Source organism: Mesorhizobium sp. M7A.F.Ca.US.005.03.2.1 (assembly GCF_003997795.1).
GTDB lineage: Bacteria > Pseudomonadota > Alphaproteobacteria > Rhizobiales > Rhizobiaceae > Mesorhizobium > Mesorhizobium ciceri.
This window is the reverse complement of sequence record NZ_RZRP01000480.1, coordinates 1-4,867: the sequence shown is the minus strand read 5'-3', so window position 1 is coordinate 4,867 and position 4,867 is coordinate 1. Positions and strand designations below refer to the sequence as shown.

Genomic DNA, 4,867 nt, shown 5'->3' with positions numbered 1-4,867 from the left:
GTTGCAATCAATGCCGGACCCCGGCTGCAGCAACTCCCGAAGCCAGTCATCGACTCGATCAAGGCGGCAAGACTGGTTCCTCCGCCCAAAGGCGTGTTTGCCAGTGCACGTCTCGATGCTTCCAGGGGCGCCGAAATCAAGAAGCTTGCCGGCAATGCAATGGGGAACGGGCAAATCGTGGCGGGCCCCAAGACTGCGATCGGCGGCAAGGCCATTTCCCCGGGCGCGGTGGCTGCCAGCAATCCAGCCGTCGTGAAGCCTGGCAACACTGTGCGCAAGCGGATGGTCGCCGGCAACGGCGCGAAGGCCGATGCGCTCAAGCTGCATGCCGACAGGACCGCGGGCGATGGACGTATCGTTGTCAAATCGTCGGCCAAACCGGGGTCGGCCAAGCCGGTCTCGGGGCAGCGTCCTGCACGCGGTGCCGGGCAACAGAAGCCGCATCAGCAGGCGATGGCAATGCATATGCCCCAGCACCATGGCCCGGCAAGGGTGGCACCTCACCATCCGCCAGCGAAGATGCAGGCGAGGAAGGTGTCCAGATGCGATCCGCGCGTTTCCCGCTGCAAGGCGCCGCGCTGATCGCCTCAATCGCGCCGGCACGCTGTGCGCGCCGGTGTGATTTTTCCCGTTGACAGGTCGCCTTGCCCGCCCTTAGTGTCCGCCACCATGAAAACAGCACTCATTCTCGTAGGAAAGCGCGTGGGCAAGGCGGTGTAACCGCCGGGCGAAAACCCCCCATGCGCAAGACACAGGCTCCCTCGGGGGCCTTTTTTATTGCCTGAAACACGACTAAACGACCAGCAAACGCCCAATGGCGACAGTACGGGACCAGACCGATGAGCAACGGACAGAACGAGCGGCGCGAGATGACGGGCGCCGAAATGGTGGTGCAGGCGCTGAAGGACAATGGCGTCAAGCATGTCTTCGGCTATCCCGGCGGCGCTGTCCTTCCGATCTATGACGAGATTTTTCAGCAAGACGAGGTCGAGCACATACTGGTGCGCCATGAGCAGGGCGCCGGCCATGCGGCGGAAGGCTATGCGCGTTCGACCGGTAAGGCCGGCGTGATGCTGGTGACCTCCGGCCCGGGCGCCACCAATGCGGTGACGCCGCTGCAGGACGCGTTGATGGATTCGATCCCGCTGGTCTGCCTGACCGGGCAGGTGCCGACCTCGCTGATCGGCTCGGACGCTTTTCAGGAATGCGATACGGTCGGCATCACGCGCCCCTGCACCAAGCACAACTGGCTGGTGAAGGACGTCAACGAGCTCGCCGCCACCATCCACGAGGCCTTTCATGTCGCGACCACCGGCCGTCCCGGTCCGGTCGTCGTCGACATCCCGAAGGATGTGCAGTTCGCCAAGGGATTCTATGTCCCGCCGCAGATCGCGCCACGCACCAGCTACCAGCCAAAGGTCCAGGGCGACCTGGAGAAGATCAAGGCGGCGGTCGAGTTGATGGCGGGCGCCAAGAAGCCGATCATCTACAGCGGCGGCGGCGTCATCAATTCCGGCCCGGAAGCGAGCCATCTGCTGCGCGAACTGGTCGATCTCACCGGTTTCCCGATCACCTCGACGCTGATGGGCCTCGGCGCCTATCCGGCATCAGGCAAGAACTGGATGGGCATGCTCGGCATGCACGGCACCTATGAAGCCAACATGGCCATGCATGATTGCGACGTGATGATCTGCATCGGCGCGCGCTTCGACGACCGCATCACCGGTCGGCTGACCGCCTTCTCGCCGAACTCGAAGAAGATCCACATCGACATCGATCCGTCGTCGATCAACAAGAACGTCCACACCGAGGTGCCGATCATCGGCGATGTCGGCCGGGTGCTGGAGGATATGGTGCGGCTGTGGCGGGCGAGCGCCAAGGCCGACAAGAAGGCGCTCTACCCCTGGTGGGAGCAGATCGCCAAATGGCGTGCGCGCGACTCGCTCGCCTACAAGATGAACAACGACGTGATCATGCCGCAATACGCCATCGAGCGGCTCTACGAACTGACCAAGGGCATGGACACCTACATCACCACCGAGGTCGGCCAGCACCAGATGTGGGCGGCGCAGCACTATCGTTTCGAGAAGCCGAACCGCTGGATGACGTCGGGCGGGCTGGGCACGATGGGTTATGGCCTGCCGGCAGCACTCGGCGTGCAGATCGCGCATCCCGACGCTTTGGTCATCGACATTGCCGGCGACGCTTCGGTGCAGATGACGATGCAGGAGATGAGCGCGGCGGTGCAGCACAATGCGCCGATCAAGATCTTCATCCTCAACAACCAGTATATGGGCATGGTGCGGCAGTGGCAGCAGTTGCTGCACGGCAACCGGCTGTCGCATTCCTATACCGAGGCGATGCCGGACTTCGTCAAGCTGGCCGAGGCCTATGGCGGCCACGGCATTCGCTGCGAAAAGCCGGACGAGCTGGACGACGCGATCAAGGAGATGATCTCGGTCAGGAAGCCGGTGCTGTTCGATTGCCGCGTGGCGACGCTCGCCAACTGCTTCCCGATGATCCCGTCGGGCAAGGCGCATAACGAGATGCTGTTGCCCGACGAGGCGACCGACGAGGCGGTGGCCAATGCCATCGACGCCAAGGGCAGGGAACTGGTGTAGCCGGCAGAACCAAGGCAGGGCTGTCGCGAGAAAGCCCTGCGCAAACAAAGAATTAGCTCAAGAGCTTGAAATCGAGATTCATGTCATGAACGCACAGCTACAACCGACCGGTTCGGCCTATTTTATCGCCAAGGAAACGGAAAAGCCGGAAAACCACACGCTTTCCGTGCTGGTCGACAATGAGCCGGGCGTGCTTGCCCGGGTCATCGGCCTATTTTCCGGGCGCGGCTACAACATCGAGAGCCTGACCGTCTCCGAGACCGAGCATGAAAAACACCTGTCGCGCATCACCATCGTGACGCGCGGCACGCCGCATGTGCTGGAGCAGATCAAGCACCAGCTGGAGCGCATCGTGCCGGTGCACCGCGTCGTCGACCTGACCGTGCGCTCGCATGAATCCGGCCAGGAGCGGCCGCTGGAGCGCGAACTGGCGCTGGTCAAGGTCGCCGGCCTCGGCGAGGCCCGGGTCGAGGCGCTGCGGCTGGCCGATGCGTTCCGCGCCAGCGTCATCGACGCCAACACCGAGCATTTCATCTTCGAGATCACCGGCAAGGGCTCCAAGATCGATCAGTTCATCGCCATCATGAAGCCGCTCGGCCTGGTCGAAATCTGCCGCACCGGCGTGGCGGCGTTGAACCGCGGCCCGCAGGCGATGTAGGCCTTCGGTGCTGGCGCCGGGCGCGCCAGCCAGCTTCCACAGTGAGGCTTCTGGCCCCGCTGTGGGCCGTCCGTGGGCCTTTGCGGGTTGCCTAGAAAAGACAACGATCCTGACTTGTCGGGGAGGATATCCATGTCGCTTGACGCTTTCCTTGCCCTGCTTGTCTACGCCTTGGTGACTTCGATCACGCCGGGGCCGAACAATCTCATGCTTCTGGCATCGGGCGTGAATTTCGGCATCGTCAGAACCGTTCCGCACATGCTTGGCATCAGCATGGGTTTCCTCGTGCTGCTGCTTGCCGTCGGTCTTGGCCTTGGCGCTGTGTTGACGGCGTTTCCGGCGCTGCATACCGCGCTCAAGATCGCCGGCGGCGCCTATCTTTTGTACCTCGCCTGGAAGATCGCCATGTCGCGCACGCTGACCGGCAAGGGCGAGACGAAGGCGCGGCCGATGCGCTTCATCGAGGCGGCTGCATTCCAGTGGGTCAATCCCAAGGCGTGGGTGATGGCGATCACCGCCATGGCCGTCTATGCCAATGCCGAGCACCCGTTCCTGTCGGTGGTGTTGATCGCTGTGGCCTTCACCATCGTTAATTTACCGAGCGTCTCGGTGTGGGCTGGGTTCGGCACCGCGCTGCGCGGTTTCCTGTCGGACCCGGTACGGCTGAAATGGTTCAACATCGCCATGGGCGTGCTGCTGGCGGCGACGCTTTGGCCGATGCTCAAATAGGTCGAGACGCGCACATTCTGGTCGTCTCAGGCCGGAAGGCGATGGCTCGCAAGCCGTCGGATGGGGATTCAGCCCGTGTTGCACATCCATTGTGCAGTGCACATTAAATCTTCGTAATGCCGTGTTTTGGCCCTTTTCCGACAAAGGCGCGTCCTATCTATTCGGCGAAATCGCGGCAACGGGCCGTGATTTGCGCTAGAGTAGAACCATCGGACCACGACGTGTCGGGTGGAGAGGGCCTTTGACCATGCGTGGAAAAGTCGTTCTTTCGTTGCTTGCCGTCGCCTGTGCGGGCGCGGCCTGGCTCTATGTGTCTCCGGACGCGCTGAGCAAGGCTCAGCAGCTCATCGGCGCAAAGCAGGTCGCTGCCGCGGACAAATCGGCAACCGGCAAGCCGGCAGCGGGCGACAAGGTGGCAGGTGGCGGCGGTGCCGCCCGCTCGGCTTCCATCCTCTCGGCCGTCGCCTCGACAGCCGATTTCCCGATCCGGCGTTATGCGATCGGCTTCGTCTCGTCTCCCGCCGTCGTCAACATCAACGCGCGGGTGTCCAGCCAGATCGTCTCGATCGACGTCAAGGATGGGCAGATGGTCAGGGTCGGCGACGTTCTGTTCTCGCTCGATGACCGGGCGCTGAAGGCGCAGCTGGCAAAGGATCAAGCGGCGCTCGCCAAGGATCAGGCGCTGCTTGCCAGTTCGAATTCCGATCTCCAGCGCGCCAAGGATCTGGTTGCCAAGCAGGCCGGCACGCAGCAGACCTACGACCAGGCCGTCGCCGCGCAGAAGGCTGCCGCTGCGACCGTTGACGCCGACAAGGCGACAATCGACGCCGACAATGTCCAGCTTGGCTTCGCCACGATC

The 4,867-nt window shown here is 63.0% G+C and carries 4 protein-coding genes and 1 pseudogene; all 5 read left to right on the top strand.

Annotation, left to right across the window (positions count from 1 at the left end):
- Positions 1-582: pseudogene (locus tag EN991_RS23515) on the top strand (hypothetical protein); the annotation flags it as partial.
- Between the two features lie 257 nt (positions 583-839).
- Complete coding sequence (locus tag EN991_RS23510) at positions 840-2,621, top strand: acetolactate synthase 3 large subunit (protein WP_082826477.1); 1,782 nt, start codon at positions 840-842, stop codon at positions 2,619-2,621.
- A gap of 85 nt (positions 2,622-2,706) precedes the next feature.
- Complete coding sequence (gene ilvN / locus EN991_RS23505; protein WP_127369654.1) at positions 2,707-3,279, top strand: acetolactate synthase small subunit; 573 nt, start codon at positions 2,707-2,709, stop codon at positions 3,277-3,279.
- A 132-nt stretch (positions 3,280-3,411) separates the two neighbouring features.
- The gene (locus EN991_RS23500; RefSeq protein ID WP_024501399.1) at positions 3,412-4,008 is read left to right on the top strand and encodes a LysE family translocator; all 597 of its coding nucleotides are present in this window, start codon (positions 3,412-3,414) and stop codon (positions 4,006-4,008) included.
- Positions 4,009-4,255: 247 nt separating this feature from the next.
- A partial coding sequence (locus EN991_RS23495; protein ID WP_127369655.1) for a biotin/lipoyl-binding protein occupies positions 4,256-4,867 on the top strand: 612 nt, incomplete at its 3' end.